At 39.3% G+C, this 19,026-nt stretch carries 14 protein-coding genes; 7 read left to right on the plus strand and 7 right to left on the minus strand.

What is annotated here, in order from left to right:
* Positions 1-79 precede the first annotated feature (79 nt).
* The 4 genes from ACR5KR_RS16330 to ACR5KR_RS16345 all read left to right on the plus strand — a co-directional run bounded on the left by ACR5KR_RS16330 (position 80) and on the right by ACR5KR_RS16345 (position 3,584).
* Entirely contained in the window at positions 80-1,138 is a 1,059-nt protein-coding gene (locus ACR5KR_RS16330) for a WD40 repeat domain-containing protein (protein WP_448267200.1), read from the plus strand.
* A gap of 78 nt (positions 1,139-1,216) precedes the next feature.
* Entirely contained in the window at positions 1,217-1,489 is a 273-nt protein-coding gene (locus ACR5KR_RS16335; protein ID WP_448267201.1) for a hypothetical protein, read from the plus strand.
* Positions 1,490-1,503: 14 nt separating this feature from the next.
* Positions 1,504-1,647 (plus strand): hypothetical protein, encoded by a 144-nt coding sequence (locus tag ACR5KR_RS16340; protein WP_448267202.1) that lies wholly within the window; start codon positions 1,504-1,506, stop codon positions 1,645-1,647.
* 332 nt (positions 1,648-1,979) lie between these two features.
* Positions 1,980-3,584 (plus strand): NAD(P)H-quinone oxidoreductase subunit N, encoded by a 1,605-nt coding sequence (locus tag ACR5KR_RS16345; RefSeq protein ID WP_448267203.1) that lies wholly within the window; start codon positions 1,980-1,982, stop codon positions 3,582-3,584.
* A gap of 85 nt (positions 3,585-3,669) precedes the next feature.
* Here the strand turns inward: ACR5KR_RS16345 and ACR5KR_RS16350 are convergent, their stop codons facing one another.
* From ACR5KR_RS16350 to ACR5KR_RS16370, 5 genes are all read right to left on the minus strand, one after another.
* Positions 3,670-5,061, minus strand: a complete 1,392-nt coding sequence (locus ACR5KR_RS16350; RefSeq protein ID WP_448267204.1) for an ATP-binding protein — start codon at positions 5,059-5,061, stop codon at positions 3,670-3,672.
* A gap of 85 nt (positions 5,062-5,146) precedes the next feature.
* The gene (locus tag ACR5KR_RS16355; RefSeq protein ID WP_448267205.1) at positions 5,147-5,689 is read right to left on the minus strand and encodes a methanogen output domain 1-containing protein; all 543 of its coding nucleotides are present in this window, start codon (positions 5,687-5,689) and stop codon (positions 5,147-5,149) included.
* A 625-nt stretch (positions 5,690-6,314) separates the two neighbouring features.
* On the minus strand, positions 6,315-6,443 hold the full coding sequence (locus ACR5KR_RS16360) for a hypothetical protein (protein ID WP_445631445.1): 129 nt from the start codon (positions 6,441-6,443) through the stop codon (positions 6,315-6,317).
* A 42-nt stretch (positions 6,444-6,485) separates the two neighbouring features.
* Positions 6,486-7,805 (minus strand): hybrid sensor histidine kinase/response regulator, encoded by a 1,320-nt coding sequence (locus tag ACR5KR_RS16365; RefSeq protein ID WP_448267206.1) that lies wholly within the window; start codon positions 7,803-7,805, stop codon positions 6,486-6,488.
* Positions 7,806-7,872: 67 nt separating this feature from the next.
* On the minus strand, positions 7,873-8,067 hold the full coding sequence (locus ACR5KR_RS16370; RefSeq protein ID WP_448267207.1) for a hypothetical protein: 195 nt from the start codon (positions 8,065-8,067) through the stop codon (positions 7,873-7,875).
* Positions 8,068-8,469: 402 nt separating this feature from the next.
* On the opposite strand from ACR5KR_RS16370, the gene ACR5KR_RS16375 reads away from it, so the two are divergent.
* Together ACR5KR_RS16375 and ACR5KR_RS16380 are read left to right on the plus strand one after the other, a co-directional pair.
* Complete coding sequence (locus tag ACR5KR_RS16375) at positions 8,470-9,504, plus strand: terpene synthase family protein (RefSeq protein ID WP_448267208.1); 1,035 nt, start codon at positions 8,470-8,472, stop codon at positions 9,502-9,504.
* 157 nt (positions 9,505-9,661) lie between these two features.
* Entirely contained in the window at positions 9,662-11,059 is a 1,398-nt protein-coding gene (locus ACR5KR_RS16380) for a cytochrome P450 (protein WP_448270218.1), read from the plus strand.
* A gap of 98 nt (positions 11,060-11,157) precedes the next feature.
* On the opposite strand, the gene ACR5KR_RS16385 is transcribed toward ACR5KR_RS16380, so the two are convergent.
* Positions 11,158-16,836 (minus strand): ATP-binding sensor histidine kinase, encoded by a 5,679-nt coding sequence (locus tag ACR5KR_RS16385; RefSeq protein ID WP_448267209.1) that lies wholly within the window; start codon positions 16,834-16,836, stop codon positions 11,158-11,160.
* Positions 16,837-17,224: 388 nt separating this feature from the next.
* On the minus strand, positions 17,225-17,872 hold the full coding sequence (locus ACR5KR_RS16390; RefSeq protein WP_448267210.1) for a response regulator: 648 nt from the start codon (positions 17,870-17,872) through the stop codon (positions 17,225-17,227).
* A gap of 234 nt (positions 17,873-18,106) precedes the next feature.
* Here ACR5KR_RS16390 and lipA point away from each other — a divergent pair, with 234 nt between their 5' ends.
* Complete coding sequence (gene lipA, locus ACR5KR_RS16395; protein WP_445631440.1) at positions 18,107-19,012, plus strand: lipoyl synthase; 906 nt, start codon at positions 18,107-18,109, stop codon at positions 19,010-19,012.
* The last annotated feature ends 14 nt before the right edge of the window (positions 19,013-19,026 follow it).

Consider the following 19,026-nt stretch of genomic DNA (forward strand, 5'->3'; position numbering starts at 1 on the left):
AGTTATGAGTTAAAAATTCCTAACTCCTAACTTCTAACTCCTAACTCCTAACTCCTAACTTCTAACTTCTGTAGAAAATATGAACTCCACAACCAAATCTAAGGAATTTGAACAACACTATTCGGGGACACTTTCAGATTATGTAACTGCGATCGCTTGGTCGCCACAAGGTAAAACTTTAGCAGCAACTTCTGCCGCCGGCGAAGTCGTTCTATGGAATGATGGCGAACTCACAACCCTACAAACTGGTAACGGTAAATCAGTAGACTGTCTAGCATTTTCGCCAGATGGAAAATTTTTAGCCGTTGGCGGACAAGATGGACAGGTGAAGATTTGGCGCGACACTGAATTAATCGCCACATTAGAAAATGCCCCTGCATGGGTTGACAAACTAGCTTGGAATTACACTAGCAACCAACTGGCTTTTAGTTTGGGGCGTTACGTCCAAGTTTGGGATGCAGATACTCGTGAAATTGTCGTGACACTGAATTTCGACAACTCTTCAGTATTGGGTATAGATTGGCGCATTGACGGAGAATACTTAGCCATTAGTGGTTATAAGGGAGTCAAAATTTGGCACAGTCAAAACTGGGATGAAGAACCATACAGCTTAGATATGACTACTGTCAGTTTAGCGATGGCTTGGTCGCCCGATGGCAAATACCTGGCTTCTGGCAACATGGATCGTAGTGTCACCGTTTTAGAATGGAACAACCCCGACCCTTGGGTAATGCGTGGCTTCCCCGGTAAAATTCGCCAATTGGCATGGTCAGAAGCTATGACTAAAGTGGGTGCGCCAATATTGGCATCTTCTAGCGTAGAAGGTATTGTGGTGTGGGAAAAGCTAGAGGATGATTCTTTAGGTTGGGAAGCACGAGTTTTAACTAATCATGTGGGTGTAATTAATGCGATCGCTTTTGCACCCAAAAGCTTCCTTCTCGCTTCTGCTGCTGCTGACGGCTGGTTATGTTTGTGGAACAAAGCTAAGGAAGTATCCCAAATTATCACAGGTGTCTCAGCAGGATTTTCTAGCCTAGCTTGGCATCCCCAAGGCAAGTTACTAGCCGCAGGCGGTGAGCAGGGCGAACTAGTCGTTTGGTCAAAGGTTTTGCGGGGTCAAGGATTTGGGCGTAGTTAAACAATACTTGGTAATTAAAATTGAAGCTGGGCAATTTATTAGCTATGCTGTATCAGCAAAGCTATCTTTGTGTGATTTATGAAAATTGTCAAACTGATTTTACTTGCCTGTCCCGCATTTCTGGTATCTATGCTGCTGGTAGTCAATCCAGCACACGCATCCAACCTGAAATCTCTATACCCTACACAAATTGTTACGGTTGTATCTACACAACAAATTCCCGATCTGGTAATACCAATGTTGACTCAAACATCTAATCCGATTATCGATCGAGTTAGTTGCAATTGTGCCAACTGTATTCAGTCTAAATTTCAGTCTTTACAAGGCAAACTGCCATCCGCCGATTTTTAATAAATTTAGGAGTTATGAATATTGTAGGGGCACAGCAATGCTGTGCCCTGATTAATTTTATGAGCTTTTTATCCGTGGCGATAGCCTACGGCACGCTACGCGATCGCCCTGACTGCGACATAATTATTTATGTAATCAAGGTATTCACTAAAAATTAAAATAATTCGTAATTGATAATAAGTAATTCTTGATTCCTATCAGTAACAACTTGTACCATTTTTAATTACGAATGACGTAGCTTGCTTCTCGGATGAAGGCGAGTATTACGAATTACAAATTATTTGGTCACACCTGAAAAACGAAGTAGGAAAGTTGTTAAGTGAATCCCTGGATACTGAGAAAGCTGCTGGTAAAGTATTAAGGTTGGTGCAATCGCCATCTGCATCCAAGCTGTTAAGCTCTTGTTAAAAGAGCTAGTCCGGGGATTAGAAAACTTGCTAGAGTGAACAGAGTTAGCCTTAATGTCTAATCGCCAAAACCTATACATCTCATGGATTTTGCTAATATTGCATCCCAGCTAAACGCTGGAACGATTTTACCAGAGGGAATTGTTATTCTCACCCTCTTGGGGGTTTTGATTGTTGATTTGATTTTGGGGCGTACATCTGGACGCTGGATTGGATATCTAACGATCGCAGGTTTATTTGCTTCGATTATCGCCCTATATTTTCAATGGGACTCTCTTAATCCCATCTCTTTTAGCGGTGGCTTTAATGGTGACGACCTGAGTATTGTCTTTCGCGGTATTATTGCCTTGTCTGCGATTGTGACTATACTAATGTCAATTCGCTACGTTGAGCAGAGCGGCACGGCTTTAGCCGAATTCATCGCTATTTTGCTGAGTGCTACTTTAGGAGGGATGTTTTTATCCGGGGCTAGTGAGTTGGTAATGATTTTCATCTCCCTAGAAACCCTGAGTATCTCGTCTTACCTGTTAACAGGTTATACCAAGCGTGACCCCCGCTCCAACGAAGCGGCGCTGAAATACTTGTTAATTGGAGCTTCCAGTACAGCAATATTTTTGTACGGTGTATCCCTGCTGTATGGACTATCTGGAGGACAAACTGAACTAAGTGCGATCGCTAATGGCATTGCCACAGCAAAAGTGGGACAATCTTTAGGTTTAGTGATTGCCCTGGTTTTTGCGATCGCGGGTATTGGCTTTAAAATCTCCGCTGCACCCTTCCACCAGTGGACACCAGACGTTTACGAAGGCGCTCCCACCCCAGTCATCGCCTTTTTATCTGTTGGTTCCAAAGCAGCTGGTTTTGCCTTAGCCATCCGCTTGTTAACAACAGCCTTCCCCCTTGTTGCTGACGAGTGGAGGTTTGTCTTCACAGCTCTTGCCGTTCTGAGCATGATTTTGGGTAACGTAGTCGCCCTAGCCCAAACCAGCATGAAACGGATGCTAGCTTATTCATCCATTGCTCAAGCTGGGTTTGTGATGATTGGCTTGATTGCTGGTACACAGGCAGGCTATGCCAGTATGATATTTTACTTACTGGTTTACCTGTTCATGAATCTGTGTGGTTTTACCTGCATCATCCTATTCTCACTGCGGACGGGAACTGACCAGATTGCCGAATACTCTGGCTTATATCAAAAAGACCCACTCCTAACACTGGGGTTGAGTATCTCCCTGCTTTCCTTGGGTGGTATTCCACCATTGGCTGGGTTTTTCGGCAAGATTTACTTATTCTGGGCTGGTTGGCAAGCAGGACTTTATTGGTTAGTTTTGCTGGGCTTAGTTACCACCGTCGTCTCCATCTACTATTACATTCGCGTAGTTAAGATGATGGTAGTTAAAGAACCCCATGAAATGTCCGACGCGGTGAAGAATTATCCACAAGTGCGTTGGGATTTGCCTGGGCTAAGACCTTTGCAGGTCGGGTTGGTGGTAACATTAATTGCCACTTCCATAGCAGGGATTTTGTCAAATCCACTGTTTACATTGGCTAACAATTCCATCTCCCATACCCCATTTTTGCAAGCAACAATCAACACTAATGTAAAAGCAGAAAATCCACTGCTTTTACCAAAGTTAGATTCGGTTAGTCAGTCTGAATCCTTTGTTGATTCTACTGCCAAGATATAACTGAATCTCAACCAGATTTTGTAATCAAAGACACGCCTGTTTGCTAATGAGCAGACAGGCGTTGTTATATCTTTAAACTGAAATTTTATGAGGCTGATTGAATAGGTATTTTAATTACAAATTCTGCACCTTTTCCCGGAACAGAAAAACAGTTAAGTTGCCCGTTATGTTTTTCAACTATAATTTGATAGCTGATATATAGCCCTAGTCCAGTACCTTTACCCACAGTTTTAGTGGTAAAAAACGGATCGAATAGCTTTGAGCGAACTTGTTCATTTATCCCCAAACCATTATCAGCAATACTAACTTCTATCCATTTGTCATCGATTAGCTCAGTTTTAATTTTAATTTGGGGATTATTATTTATCAGTTTTTGACTTTCAGTTTTTTGTGTATTTACTTCTGAATACTGACTGTTGAGCGCTGATGCTTCCAGTGCATCGATTGCATTAGCAAGAATATTCATAAACACTTGATTGAGTTGACCAGGATAGCAAGTTACATTCGGTAGTTGACTATATTTTTTGATGACTTTGATTTCTGGATACTCATGCCTAGCTTGCAGGCGATGCTCCAAAATCATCAAAGTACTATCAATTCCTTCATGGATATTGACTTGCTTAAGTTCTGCTTCATCCAGCCTGGAAAAATTACGTAGTGATTTAACAATTTCCTGAATACGTTCTGCTCCCACTTTCATGGATTGGAAGAGTTTGGTTATATCTTGAATCAAAAAATCTAAGTCTATTTCTTCTACTTGCTGTTGGATTTCTGGAAGAGTATTTGGAAAAGCTTGTTGATAAGCTTCGATTAATTTCAATAAATCCTGAGTGTATTTATGAGCGTGGTGGAGGTTCCCATAAATAAAACTCACGGGGTTATTAATTTCATGAGCAATACCAGCGACCATCTGGCCTAAACTAGACATTTTCTCAGCTTGGATAAGCTGAGTTTGCGTAAGTTGTAGTTCATTTAATGTGTCTTGTAAAGCAGTTGTACGTTCCTCGACCCGAATTTCTAGCTCTTGATTCACTTTCTTGAGCGCTTCCTCTGCTTGTTTTCGTCTCTGAACTTCTTTGGCTAACTCATCAATTTTTTCGTTCAACAGAACGAAATTACTACTGGCTAAAACTCTATTTTCCAACCGTAAGAGAATTAAAGCTGAAGATTCAGGAGACCAAGGTTGAATAACTGCTCCTTGACTACGACATATTAAGGTTTGTCCATCATTCATTCGTAAAGTCAAAGAGCCAATCACCATTGCCCTACTACTTGAACAAGCTTGTAAATACTTTACAATATCGTTGCTAGACTCAGTTACTAGTTCAAAGAGCATTCTTCCCCGCAGTTCTTGACGGCGTAACCCCAGCATATCTGCTACTGGTTGATTCGTCGCTAACAACTGACCCTCTGCACTTACCAGAAGTAAAGGTTCTGGTAAAACTCTGGCAAATTCAATAAATTGTTCAGGAGTCATGGGGCTTTAACTTTTAGGTTTGACTCTACTTTACATATCTGCACTAAGCTTAATCCTGGAGTTACTTTGTTTGATAGTGAAGGATTTACACAGATTCTAGTCCCCTAAAGTATTCTCGACCTTCTGCATCTTCTGCTTCTTCTGTAAGTTTTAAATAAACAATAACTTTACATCCAGAATTACCTTCTGCTATTGTTTCTTGCAATTCTACTTTTGCATATCCGAGATTATTAGCTGCGATCGTTCCAAACACGTTTGAAGTCATCATACACATGGCAGGGCGATTAAGTACTTTGTCGCCAAATGGGCAAACACGGTTGCCAAAGACAATTTTTTCATCATTCTGCTCAATAACATAAAAATCGCCCTGGATTCGTTTTTTTAAATCAATCAATACATCAGCTACCTGCCTACGAGAAAGGTTAGAGATTTCCAGGGCAGATTTATAATCTTGGTTAATCTGCCTTCCCATCCTTTCACCAACAACGCTAATAAATCCCGAAGCTTCTTCTAAACCGACTACATCCTGCAAAGTACCAGATAATTCTCTGATTAGTGTACGTAAAAATATGTCGCGTTCTAAAGAAAGATTAAGCGTAGCTATTGAGTCCTTGGGTACATCGATCATAAATTTTGAGAATACAATCTTGGAAGTACACTTATAGAGTTCCCCAAAATTTCTATAAAGTAACTACTTAATCTTTTTATTCTGAGAATTTAATGTTTGGTGTTTGGTTCTAATGAGAAAAATGTTCATAAGAAATTCTGAGTCTTAGAGGATGTCTGAAAACTTTTTGGTGTAGTATTTGAGACCTATAGATCCCCCTAAATCCCCCTTAAAAAGGGGGACTTTAAGAAGCTTTCCCCCCTTTAAAAGGCAGGGCTGTTTCATTCGATCTCTTAGGTATAATGTCTAAGAGTATTAGTCAGAAATTTACTTGAGTGGGAAAAACAAAAACTACCAATTCAATCGGGAAATTTAAGTGCTAACACCATTTTCTTGCACAATCAGATTTTTTAGTCACCTGATTTTTTTGTTTGAAACGCTTGTAAACCAGCGCTTTTTAGGGAACGAAACAGCCCTGCCTTTAAAAGGGGGGCTAGGGGGGATCAAGAGAAATATTTAATACTTCTCAGACATCCTCTTATCGTTATGACAGTTTACGGTTTTGCATAGTCTCTTTTAGGTTAACTCCTCATTATTTTTTCTAACCCTCCTTCAAGAGTGGGGAATTAGATCGAGTCTTAAAAGGTTAGCCAGCGAAAATAATCCCAGCTTTTGGTATATCTTTTGCAAGAGAACTGGCACATTGCTGAAAAACTTCTTCAACTGCTGCAAGAGAATCTGGATCGTTACTGTGGTCTACTACTGCCTTGAACATAAATTTATTTATTATGTTAATAAACGTAACTTACTATAATTATTAAATGGGAAGTTTAATGATAAATTCTGAACCTTGCCCTATTGATGAATTTACCTCTAGAGTTCCTCCATGTTTTTCGACAACAATCTGACGAGCAATTGATAAGCCTAATCCTGTACCTTGACCGACTGGCTTAGTAGTGAATAAATAGTCAAAGATTTTTTTTTGGACATCAGCCGACATTCCCACGCCATTATCTTTAATCCTAATCAAGATATAATTTTTATCTTCAGTAAGAGTAGTTTGAATCAAAATTTGATTAGGATTTGCTTCAATCTCCATATAGGTAAGTCCTACATTAGACTCCTCTAAAGCATCAATAGCATTTGCTAATAAATTCATAAATACTTGATTGAGTTGCCCGATAAAACATTCTAATTCTGGCAATATATCGTAATCTCTAATTACTTGAATATCGGGTCGATCTTCGGATGCTTTTAAACGGTGTTTGAGAATCATAATTGTACTGTCTATACCATCATGAATGTTGCAATACACTTTGCGATCGCTATCTGCTCGAGAAAAGGTTCTCAAGCTGGTACTAATGTTGCGAATGCGCTGAACTCCCTCTTTCATTGAGGAAATTAAATTAGGTAGATCGGCAAGTATATACTTCAAATCTATGGCTGCAATTTCCTCTTGAATTTCTAGAACTGGATTAGGATAGTGCTCCTGATAAAGGTCAATAATGTTAATCATGTTTTGGAAATATACTGAAGCGTGTCCAAGATTGCCATGAATAAAACCAACTGGATTATTAATTTCATGAGCAACTCCTGCTACTAATTGACCAAGAGCAGACATTTTTTCCGTCTGTACAAGCTGAAGTTGAGACTCTTGTAGGTCTTTTAATGCCCTAGATAACGCTGATGTCCTTTCTAAAACTCGTTTTTCTAAAGTTTTTGTAAGATTTCGTAATTGAAGATGGGTTTTAATTCTAGCTAATAACTCTTCTTGATGAAAGGGTTTTGTGATATAATCAACTGCTCCTATATTTAGACCCTTTACCTTACTATGAGTATCAGAATTTGCTGTCATAAAAATTACAGGTATATCACAAGTAGCTGAATTTGCTTTCAGTCTTTTACAAGTTTCAAATCCATCTATTCCTGGCATCATCACATCTAATAAAATTAAGTCAGGAAGTTGATACTCAACCTGCTTCAGTGCTCTTTCTCCATCATTTTCCGCGATCACTTTAAAGCCTACATTAGTTAATATATCAAAGACAATTTCTAAATTAGTAGTAGTATCATCTACCACTAAGATTAAACTATCTTCTGGGGTATAAAGCATTTTCATATCTGGTTTTTCATTCATATATTTAAATTAATTTTATTCATTGTTAGTTATTGCCTTTTGCCTTGCGATCGCAGCTAATTCCCCTCTATTTTCTTGGTAGACAGGCTGCCAATGTATCGTCTGACAACCCTATAGTTCCCAAAAACTCTGATAACAGCAACATTTTCAGGCTAAATTGCCTATAGCTTTGCGTTGGGGCGATCGCTACATAAGAAATATTAACCACCAATCTTAATTTCAGTAGAGATAAGTATCTTCCTTTCTGAAGATCGTGATTCATAAATTAGTTATTATTACCCTTGTCTTTTTACCAAATTAGTGCATTTCTAGCTCAGAAAAAGATTGTTAATGCTGTAAGTTAATTGTTTCATTTAGTTAATAGTGTCTATCATGAGTATTTTTATATGTAACTTTTTTTTACAAAAAATAGAATTACATATAATTACGCTATAGTTACAACTATGTTTTTTAAAAAACATAACTAGTTAAGTTTACAACTATTCACATAGATTTACATGCCACTAGCAGTGACGTAAGACGTAAATATAATTTACACACTGTAGAATATGTGGTGTTACAGCAAGTTCTTTTCAAAAATTTGTCATAGGCTTTTTATAAGTCTATTGATTTTTTCTTCTGTAATTCATGTTCAGGACTTCTGAACTTCTAACTAATAATTGCCATGAAGGAACTACTTTCCTCCGATTTATACTGTCCATTTTCATTCCATATCAATAAGCATATTGATGTTTTAGAAGAGTATGCTCTTGAATGGGTAACTCGCTTTAACCTACTGGCAAATGAATCAGTTTATCGACGTTTCACCAAGTCAAATTTTTTCAAGCTCGTAGCAGGTGCTTATCCTTACTGCAATCTGGAAAAAATAAAGATTGCTAGTGACTTGTTCAGTTGGCTGTTTATTTGGGATGACCAATGTGATATGTCAGATTTAGGCCAACAACCTGAAGCACTTAAGCTTTTTCACCAAAGATTTATTGAAGTACTAAATGGAGCAGAACTTACAAGCAACGATATACACCTTAGCTATGCTTTAAGTGACCTACGACAACGGATGCTCCAAATAGGGAGCATAAAATGGTTCCATCACTTTGTTTTTAGCTTTGAGGAATACTTCGCCGGATGTGTACAGGAAGCAAGTAATCGCGCACAGGAAATAATACCGGATATTGATACTTATATCAGAATACGAAACTTAAGTTCGGCGGGGGACCTTACCGTAGTATTGATTGAATTTTGCGAGCAATTGCTGATTCCTGATATTTTACGACAGCACAACATCTTTAAAAAACTCAAGGAGAAGACAATTAATATTCTTGCCTGGTGTAATGATATCTTCTCGTATTCTAGAGAAATGGCAAGTGGTGATGTTCACAATCTAGTATTAGTATTGCACTATCAACAGCAACTACCTCTAGAAATAGCGATTAAGCGTGCAATCGATATCCACGATCGAGAAGTACGAGAACTGCTCGAATTAGAAGCATGTCTGCCATCTTTTGGAGAAGAAGTAGATGCTGAACTTGCAAAGTATATATCAGGAATGTATGCCTGGATACGCGGCAATCTAGATTGGTACTTTAATTCCGATCGCTATCAAACTATAGAAAGACTGGAGTTAGTAGAAACTTTAGAGCTAGATAAATCTCAAAGCAATACCCAAGTACTTTCAAACATGAAAGTTTTACTACCATCATAAGGAAAAATATAATATCTCAGAGAATATTTTTCACGATGCTTCCAACGATTTTTTTAAAGGTGTTCGGAGCATCTAGAATTTTACTGCTTCAAAGTTAATCAATGTTACCCCATAACTAACAATACAAAAATAACGCAATTTCAGTATGAAAAATCAAATGCAACTACCTAATCCACTAAAAACTCCCCCTTTGCTCCAGAAAATCCAGTGGGTTGCAGACCCTGTTAGTTTTATGGAAAATGCAGTTCAGCAATATCCTGACATTTTTACTGCTGAGGTAATTGGTTTTGGGGAGACCGTGGTTTTCGTGAACCATCCTCAAGCAATTAAAGAAATTTTCACTAACGATCGGAAGAAGTTTCTATTCGTTGGTAAAGTGAACAGAATATTTGAACCCTTAGCCGGGGAATATTCACTCCTGATGCTGAACGGTGAACGCCATAAACGGCGGCGAAAACTCACAATGCCTTCCTTTCATGGCGACAGAATGCGAGCCTACGGCTCTTTGATTTCTAATCTCACCGAACAAGTCTTTAGCCAGTTACCGCTAAATCAGCCCTTCTTAGCTCGTACTGCAATGCAGGAAATTTCTCTGCAAATCATTTTACAAGCTGTCTTTGGCTTGCATAAGGGAGGACGTTACGACAAAATCAAACGCTTAATGGCGTTGCTTTTGGATCTCTTTAGCTCACCCTTTACTTCTAGCTTCCTTTTTTTCCCCTTCCTGCAACAAGATTTAGGAGCTTGGAGTCCTTGGGGATGGTTTCTGCGTCAACGGCAACAAATTTATGAATTGCTTTACGCTGAAATTGCCCAACGCCGGGAAGAACCCAATCCAGATCGCATCGATATTTTATCCTTGCTGATGTTAGCGCGGGATGAAGAGGGTAATCCGATGACAGATCAAGAGTTGCGTGATGATTTGATGACACTGATGGTAGCAGGACACGAAACAGTGGCAACAGCAATGGCTTGGGGATTGTATTGGATTCATCATTTACCGAAAGTCCGAGAGAAATTGCTTCAAGAACTTGATTCCCTCGGTGATTCGCCAGATCCCATGAGCATTTTCCAACTGCCTTATCTCACGGCTGTTTGTAATGAAACTTTGCGAATTTACCCGATTGCAATGTTCGCGTTCCCCAGGATAGTCCAAGAATCCTGTGAACTACTAGGACATCCTTTAGCTTCTGGAACATTACTGGTTCCCAGTATTTACCTGGCTCATCAGCGCGAGGATTTATATCCGCAGCCTCAGCAATTTAAACCAGAACGCTTTCTAGAACACGAATTTTCTGCCTATGAATTTTTGCCCTTTGGTGGTGGAGTTCGTCGCTGTATGGGTGAAGCTTTGGCTGTGTTTGAAATGAAGCTAGTATTAGCAAAAGTACTGTCAGGCTATCAACTTGCTCTAGCTGGTAAGCGGCCAGAGCATCCTCAACGTCGAGGTTTTGCACTTGCGCCTGCGAATGGGGTGAAGATGGTAGTTACAGGACGACATGTGCGTGAAGAGCCTAGAGTGAATATGACAACTACATCCACATCTGTCTTTTAATAATCTGTCAGAGCGATTTTAATAAATATTATAAACGCAGCTTTTCACAAAAACTGCGTTTTTAGTACTCTTAGGTTTGGACTCGATCGATTACTCATCTAGCCCTCTAACTGTTGCATTGGTATCTCAATAGTAAACTCCGTCCCTTTTCCTGGTGTAGAATCACAGGTTAAACTACCTTTGTGTTTTTCCACGACAATCTGGTAGCTAATCGACAACCCTAAACCTGTACCACTTCCTACTGACTTGGTGGTAAAAAATGGGTCAAATATTTTCTGCTGCACGGCTTTTGTCATGCCAGAACCGTTATCAGTAATCCGAATTATCGCCGTATTAGAATTTGTTAGTTCAGTAAAAATGTGAATTTGTCGTACACGATGAAAAGTCGGTGACGTATTTATATCATTTGTTAATTCTTCTCGATCATTTACTAATGATGGATGATCTATGATAAATAACTCTTCTAAAGCATCAATTGCATTACTCAGGATATTCATAAATACCTGATTTAGTTGACCAGGGTAACAAATAACTTCTGGTAATTGTCCATATTTTTTGATGACTTCAATTTCTAGTAAATTGCTATTTGGTTTCAGTCGGTGCTGCAAAATCATTAAGGTGTTGTCTATTCCCTCATGAATATCTACAGGTTTCATTTCAGCTTCATCTAAGCGAGAAAAGTTACGTAAGCCCAAAACAATATTTCGGATACGCGAACTCCCTACTTTCATGGAATCTAAAATCTTGATAAGGTCTTTTGATAAAAAATCTATGTCAATCTCGTCAGATTTCTCTTCAATTAGAGGGGAAGGATGGGGATATTCTTGCTGATAAATAACTATCAAATCCAGCAACTCTTGAACATACTCGCTAGCATGATTGATATTGCCATGAATAAAGTTAATCGGGTTATTTATTTCATGAGCAATTCCCGCTACCATTTGTCCCAAAGAAGACATTTTTTCACTTTGAATTAATTGGATTTGGGTACTTTGCAATTCTTGTAAAGTTTGTTGTAAACATTGATTTTTGTCGTTGAGTTCTTGAGTTCTTTCCTGAACCTTTCCCTCTAGGGTATGATTGTATTCCTCCAAACTTTCTTTAGCTTGTGCCAAGTTTTTATAAAGAATAGCATTCTCTAGAGATATTGCTGCTTGGGTGGTGAGAAGTTTGAGAACTTCTATGCGATCGCGTGTAAATGCTCCTGTTGTCAGACGATTTTCTAGGTAAAGAATCCCAATTAATTTACCTTGATTTAGAAGAGGTATAGACAATAAGCTCTTAGGTTCTTCACTAGTGATATAACTATCACTTGCTAGAAAAGAAACAGCTATTGGATCATCAATAACCAAGATTTCTCTAGAGCGTTTAACATAGTTAATCAAAGTAATGGGAACATCGTAGCTTGATTCAAGGCAAGTTGATGGAAACTCAGTATAGGTATGTTCAAAATTTGAACTTGAACAAACTGCTGTGACAGTTAATGCTAAGTTATCACCTTCACTCAAAATTAAAGCGCATTTAGAAGCTCCTGCATTCTCCATAACAACTTCCATTAAAGTAGAAAGTAGTCGCTCAAGCTCGATTTCTCCAGAGAGTGCGTGAGATGCTTTAATGAATGCGGCTAAATCCAGAGAATCAGAAATACTTGTCTTCGAGCCAATAACAGTTTGTTGATTACTTAGGGTAGATAAAGATGATATAGATATGCTATTGAAAGAAGCGCTTTCCTCGCTAGCAGGGATACTGTGTTTTTGTTGCTGGGATATAGGAGTGAGTAATTGGGGATAGCGTTTTACTAAATCGTCAACTTTGGCTTTTGCTCCCCAATTAACGTATCCATAATAGGCATCAATTAAGTAGGTTTGGGCAATTTTCTGCTTGCCCCATTTTAGATAAAATTTAGCTGCAAGTTCCTGAGCTAAAGCTACTTCATTCTTGTAGTCATGTTCTTCAGCTAGGGAGATAGCACGGTCGTATTCTTCCATTGCTTCAAAATATTTCCCTTCAACTCGATACCTTTCTGCTTCTACCAAATAAAATTTATGCCAATTATTCATTGGGGCATGATATGCCCAATATTGCATCTTTTCCTGATTAGCTTGCACCCGATCGAGAATACGCTTTTGCTCTGAATCAGGTGCATCGGCGTACACCGCCAGTTTGGCCAGAGAATCATAAAAATAGAAAACAGGAACAACTAGTTGTCCTGTACCACTATCTAAATACTTTTCAGCTAGGGTGGCATTTTCAGCTGCTTGAGGGAACTGCTGAAATAAGTAGCATAAATGTAGTTTATGGAAATATAGATATAAAAGTCCGATTCCATCCTTGGCTTCCAAATGCAGTGGCAGCATTTTCTCCTCATCATAGGCTGCACCAATTAAACGACAAGGATTTTCTACAAACCCCAGTAAATTTAAGACACTTTGTTGATAGATACAATTCCAGTTAAACGCTCTTTCTTGCTTGATTTGCTTCAGAGCATTGCTGTAGTTTGCTATCTCGCGTTCCAGCCCTGTAAGTTCTCTACCAATGGAATAACAACAGAAGCAATAAAACTGAAGAAATAAAGCTGCAAATTCTAAATCTCCTGTTTCTATCGCTAGAGAGTAAGCTTCTAGTACAGTATTTAATGTTTCCTTAGGATGCTCCTTCCAATGACGGATACCTCCATGAAATACCTCCATAACTTTTGCTTCAACTTCTTTAGCATTGTACTTAGCCACCAAACTTAAAGCCAGTTTGCCAAAATCATAGCCAGACTGAATATCTCCCTTTTCACTACAGAGGATCGTTCCGTAAAGAACGTATGCAAAGGCGGACAAAGGGGCATTGCCATATTTAAGCGATAAGTTGATTTGTTTAAGAACAATCAGGAAAAAAAGTTCAGGAGTAACTGCATAGGCGAAAAAAAGCGCATTCGATAGAATCCGCATAACTACCAATGTTTGTTCTGCCGTCATTTCTGGCAGATCAATTAAATCCTCAATCCGCTTTCCATTTAAATTTAATGTTAGTTCAGCGATCGCTAGCTGAATATCTGACTGACTAGGATTTTCAGGCAACTCAACTTCCAACAATTTTAGAACACTTAGTGCAGTCCTGACAGATTCTAGTGCTTGGTTTTGCGCTCCATAAGCTTTAATTTTGACTTCATAAACTTTTACTTTTTCTAGCAGTGTTTTTGCTCGTGCCAACACTACTTCTACTAATTGCTCCATTTGCCTAAAGTCGCCAGCTAGATACGCAGCCTCTGCTCCTGTCTCATACAAAGCTAGGATTAGTTGATATTTAGTCTCCCAACTATCACTTGCCAGCAATTGGATGCCGATAGTTAAATACTTAACAGCAGCGGGATAAGCTGTTGATGCTAAAGCTTTACGTCCAGCAATTAAATTCATCTGGGCCAATTCATCTCGTTTAGCTTGAGGAGAGATGAATTCTACTGCGATATTAAACTGATTGACAAGCTCAAAAATCTTTTCTCCCTGTTCTAAAACCGGAATATTGTTCAATAACAGTAGCCCAATTTTTAAGTGAATTGGCTTTTTTTGTTCTTCAGGAATTAAAGAATAAGCTGCTTGCTGCACTCGGTCATGGACAAATTTATACTTAGGTAGCTGTAAATTAGAATTTGAAAATTGTGTAGATTCTATTCGATCAACAATGAATTCTTGATTAGTATTATCTTTTGAAAAAATGCTGTAATTTTCAGCTTGTGGTAAAACTAGCCCATCAAGTAATGCTTGCCACAAGTCTGATGCTGTATCTACTACAGATTTTTCATTAACGATCGCCAGAGTTTTTAAGTCAAATTGATTCCCAATACAGGCAGCTAGCTTCAAAACTTTTTGGGTATATATTGGCAATTTTTCTATTTGCAGGGCGATAAATTCTACTACATCATCTGTCAGAGCTAAATCTTTTATTTTGGAAATATCATACTGCCAATGACCTGCATCAAAGTTTAATACAATTAGCCCATCATCATGTAAAGATTTGAGAAATTGAACAGAAAAGAAGGGGTTGCCTTTAGTTTTAGCAAACACCATCTGGGTAAGAGAAAAAGCAACTGATTCAGAACAATGAAGTGTATCAGCAATTAGATGATTTAAATCACCTTGATTTAGAGGTGCCAAGGTAATTGTATTAATGATTGCTCCTGCTTTTTGAATCTCTTGTAGTGTCAAAGAAAGCGGATGTGCCTTAGAAACTTCATTATCTCGATAAGAACCAATTAATAAAAACCCTCCTTTGGTTTCATGCATTTGTTCTGTTTCTTCTGAAAAAGAAGATAACATGCTTTCACACATTAATAATTTAATTAATTTTAAGGAAGCCGTATCTGCCCATTGTAAGTCATCGAGAAAGATAACTAGGGGATGTTGTTTAGTTGTGAAGATTTGGATGAATTTTTGAAACAATAAATTGAAACGATTTTGGGCAGCGCTGCCAGAGAGTTCAGTAACCGGAGGTTGCTTACCAATAATCTGTTCGAGTTCAGGAATGACATCAATAATCACCTGAGTTTGTGTCCCCAATTCCCGCAGAATTTTGACTTTCCATTGTTGAATTTGGGCATCAGTTTCTGAGAGCAGTTGCCCGATTAAGTCCCGAAAGGCTTGCACTAATCCTGATAAGGGAATGTCACGTTGAAACTGGTCAAATTTCCCTTTGATGAAGTAACTACGCTGCCGCACAATCGGTTTGTGGACTTCATTGACCACGGCAGTTTTGCCAATGCCAGAGAAACCTGCGACTAATATCATTTCTGTTGCCCCGTCTGTCACACGCTTAAAAGCAGCGAGTAGGGTTTCAACTTCACTTTGGCGACCGTAGAGTTTTTCGGGGATTATAAAACGGTCTGAGATGTCTCTCACACCGAGTTCAAAGGGTGCAATATTTCCTGTTTCTTGCCACTGGCTTTGGCACGCCTTCAAGTCATGTTTTAACCCTAAAGCACTTTGATAGCGGTCTTCGGCATTTTTTGCCATCAGCTTGCTGATGATGTCAGACAAAATTGGCCCAATATTGGAGTTAATCTGACTGGCTCTTAGCGGTTGTTTGGCAATGTGAGAATAAACTAACTCCGTCGGATCTTTGCTGGTAAAGGGTAACTGTCCGGTGAGGAGCTCAAAGAAGGTGACACCAAGGGAATAAAAATCAGTGCGGTAGTCAATACCTCGGTTCATCCTTCCAGTTTGTTCTGGGGAAATGTAAGCCAGAGTACCTTCTAAGATGTTGGGATTCGTGAGAAATTGAATTTCTCTTGGCAGAAGGGTGGCAATACTAAAGTCGATGAGTTTGATTTCATCTGTGCTAGGGTTTATGAGGATGTTGGCAGGCTTGATATCTTTGTGAATGATGCGATCGCGATGGAGTCTTTCCAAGGTAGAAGCAATTTTAATCGCAATGTGGAAAAACTCGTTCAGGGAAAGCCAGTTTTCCTTTTTTACCTTGTCCTCTATTTGCCAATTTTGGAGGGAAATACCGCCAAAATCTTCCATCACTAAGACATAGCTGTTACGGTAATTTTCTAAGCTATAGGTTTTGACTATGCCAGGAAAATCGAGGTTTTTGGTGATGATATATTGATTTCGGAACTGAGTTATTTCCGCAAAGGTAGGATATTCATTCCGCATCAATTTGAGAACGACTGATTTTTGGTCTTTTTCTCTAATACCTCGATAAACTAGGGTTTTACTGCCTGAGTAGATTTGTTCAGTAATGCGATAGCCAGGAAACGAATATAAAGTATCTGATACTACTAACATTGCAGACTATACTCATAATTATTGTTTCTATGGCTTATTATTCCCGCGCAAAGACTATGCTCATCATGAAAGAGGATTTTTTTGTTTAATTTGTATTATAAAATATGACTTGTAATATATTTTTATTACTAAATATCTGAATTTTAAACTGTAGCGTTCCCTCATTAAGTGAAGTACATATCAAAATCTCAACCACAACCTCTCTTTAAACTTACTAAGAGGGAAGATAAAGTACAGCTTTACCGGGCTTAGGTCAAGCTGTACCTCACTAAATAATGATGATTTATCAACATAAGTGTTTTTGAACTAACTATTTTTATCCGCTTTTAACCGGACACCAGTATAGATGGTGTATTTTTGGCTGCGATAATAATAACGAGCACAAATACTACTTGATTTTTTGTTTAATAAAAGTCACAACCTGAGTTAGCTGTTTCTTCAAACCATCAATTTCTGCTTGCATTTTGACAATTTTCTCATTCAATGCATTAAGTTCTGCCTCGGAGACTCCTCCAGTGCTGGGAGTTGTGATGCTGGGGGCTGTGACGCTATTTGCAACGCTAGGAGCTACTACCGTACCATTGGCGACACCAGAGGTTGTTATTGTGCTATTTTTGATACCAGCCGCTGCTCCTACTGAGACTAGTTCTGGGCGTGGCTGTTTTGCCTTAGCCATAGCTAGCTTAATTGCACCAATTAGTTGTTTCTGATCGAAAGGTTTGCCCAGAAATTCAAAATATTCAAATGGTTCTGTGATTTTCTCAGTCACCTCTTCCTTGCGACCAGACATGATCACTAAAGGAATTTTCCTTAACTCTGGATCGGCTTGAACTTTCTGGAAAACCTCCCAGCCACTCATTTTAGGCAACAGGAAATCCAGCATAATCAGGCTGAGTTTTTCCTGAAGAATGAAATTTAGTCCTTCCACACCGTCTTTTGCTTCCAGTACCTCAAAATTGCCCGGAGGCAACATTTCTCGTACTTTTACCCTGACAACTGTAGTGTCATCGATAACTAAAATCTTGTTGCTTGCCACGACTGTTTGCTCTAACAGAAACTATAAGTGTAAATAGCGGCTTTGCCGATTGTCCTTGAGAATCCTCCCACTATATACATAATTTCTAGGGATTGGGGGATAGTATATTTCGGTATAAATGACATTGTTAGAAGTGTTTTGCAAAACTTTTGCTTGCGCTCTTTTAAATTTGTGTCATTGTGATATTTAATCAACAGACCACTACATCTATATCCGCATCTTGCTTAGATGTCTATGATTTCGTCACAACAAGCCGACCTAAAGTCTGAAATTATGGCAATGCCTAGCTGGTTACGTCGCCCGATTGGTAAAGCCAGTGAAATCTCTACCGTACAACGCATTATTAAGCAGCGCCAAATTCACACGATTTGCGAAGAAGGACGCTGCCCTAACCGTGGAGAGTGCTATGCCCAAAAAACTGCAACTTTTTTGCTAATGGGGCCAACATGCACACGCTCTTGTGCTTTCTGTCAAGTAGATAAAGGTCATGCACCAATGCCTCTTGATTTAGAGGAACCAGAAAAGGTTGCCCAGGCGGTGCAGCTTTTGGGATTGCGTTATGTGGTGCTGACTTCTGTAGCCCGTGATGACTTGCCCGATCGGGGTGCAGGGCATTTTGTAGAGACGATCGCGACTATCCGCCAATTGAATCCAGAAACTCAAATAGAAGTGCTGACCCCAGATTTTTGGGGTGGTGCTGGTGTTGGAGAGTCAGGTCAACGCCTGCGGATAGCGATGATTGTCAAAGCCAAACCAGCTTGTTTTAATCACAATATCGAGACAGTGCAACGGTTAACTGGCCCAGTGCGCCGGGGAGCCAAATACGATCGCTCCCTCTTGGTGCTGGCTACGGTTAAAGAAATCGATTCGACAATTCCCACCAAATCAGGTTTGATGCTGGGACACGGAGAAACAGTTGATGAAGTTATTGAAGCAATGGCTGATTTAAGGGCTGTGGGATGCGATCGCTTGACTATTGGGCAGTATATGCGTCCTTCTTTAGAACATTTGCCAGTCCAAAAATATTGGACTCCAGAGGAATTCGATCGGCTTGGCAGATTAGCATGGGAAATGGGCTTCAACCATGTTCGTTCTGGGCCTCTGGTTCGCAGTTCCTATCATGCTGGAGAGGAGGAATGAGGGAGCAGGGGGAG

It is taken from the genome of Nostoc sp. DSM 114159 (genome assembly GCF_053470285.1).

Bases quoted from the DNA above. Each gene is read 5' to 3' on its own strand.
- ACR5KR_RS16375 (WP_448267208.1), top strand. From the start codon at position 8,470: ATGAAGGAACTACTTTCCTCCGATTTATACTGTCCATTTTCATTCCAT.
- ACR5KR_RS16330 (WP_448267200.1), top strand. From the start codon at position 80: ATGAACTCCACAACCAAATCTAAGGAATTTGAACAACACTATTCGGGG.
- ACR5KR_RS16340 (WP_448267202.1), top strand. From the start codon at position 1,504: ATGAATATTGTAGGGGCACAGCAATGCTGTGCCCTGATTAATTTTATG.
- ACR5KR_RS16385 (WP_448267209.1), bottom strand. From the start codon at position 16,836: ATGTTAGTAGTATCAGATACTTTATATTCGTTTCCTGGCTATCGCATT.
- ACR5KR_RS16345 (WP_448267203.1), top strand. From the start codon at position 1,980: ATGGATTTTGCTAATATTGCATCCCAGCTAAACGCTGGAACGATTTTA.
- ACR5KR_RS16380 (WP_448270218.1), top strand. From the start codon at position 9,662: ATGCAACTACCTAATCCACTAAAAACTCCCCCTTTGCTCCAGAAAATC.
- ACR5KR_RS16360 (WP_445631445.1), bottom strand. From the start codon at position 6,443: ATGTTCAAGGCAGTAGTAGACCACAGTAACGATCCAGATTCTCTTGCA.
- ACR5KR_RS16365 (WP_448267206.1), bottom strand. From the start codon at position 7,805: ATGAATGAAAAACCAGATATGAAAATGCTTTATACCCCAGAAGATAGT.
- ACR5KR_RS16350 (WP_448267204.1), bottom strand. From the start codon at position 5,061: ATGACTCCTGAACAATTTATTGAATTTGCCAGAGTTTTACCAGAACCT.
- lipA (WP_445631440.1), top strand. From the start codon at position 18,107: ATGATTTCGTCACAACAAGCCGACCTAAAGTCTGAAATTATGGCAATG.
- ACR5KR_RS16355 (WP_448267205.1), bottom strand. From the start codon at position 5,689: ATGATCGATGTACCCAAGGACTCAATAGCTACGCTTAATCTTTCTTTA.
- ACR5KR_RS16370 (WP_448267207.1), bottom strand. From the start codon at position 8,067: ATGAATCACGATCTTCAGAAAGGAAGATACTTATCTCTACTGAAATTA.
- ACR5KR_RS16335 (WP_448267201.1), top strand. From the start codon at position 1,217: ATGAAAATTGTCAAACTGATTTTACTTGCCTGTCCCGCATTTCTGGTA.